At 79.2% G+C, this 447-nt stretch carries 1 pseudogene; it reads right to left on the bottom strand.

Features of this window, described 5'->3' with window-relative positions:
• Nucleotides 1-447, bottom strand: a pseudogene (locus tag STRAU_RS37355) (hypothetical protein); the annotation flags it as partial.

Here is a 447-nt window from a genome sequence, read left to right as displayed (position 1 = left end):
CCGCGCGTACGCGCGGTGGCTGAGCGCCTGCGACCAGGCCCAGGACACGAGCGCCGCCGCGATCAGCGCGCCGATGCCCGCCCCGCCCAACTGGCCGCCCGCCGCCAGCGGGTAGGCCGCGCCCGGCAGGGCGAACAGCAGCCCGCGCAGCGCGCACCGCAGGTGGTCGGGCCGCCACGGGTCGGGCGACGGGTCCGGCTCCGGGTGGCTGCGCGGCACCCGCTGGTACAGGGCGTCGGCGAGCGAGAACAGATCCGGGTGCCCGTACGTCTCCTGGATCCGGTCCGCCGTCATCCCCTGCGACTCCAGGACCGCCGCGACCTCGTAGGGATGGACGGCCGCGCCGATGTCGTCGGCGAGCTCCGCCGCGAGCTGGTCGACGGGGTCGTCCGGCCGGGCGGGGCGGAGCGCGGCGCGACGGCGCGCGGGGTCGCCGTGGGCGGGGGG

This window comes from Streptomyces aurantiacus JA 4570 (genome assembly GCF_000414115.1).
In the GTDB taxonomy this organism is placed as follows: domain Bacteria; phylum Actinomycetota; class Actinomycetes; order Streptomycetales; family Streptomycetaceae; genus Streptomyces; species Streptomyces aurantiacus_A.
This window is presented reverse-complemented; position numbering and strand designations above follow the sequence as displayed.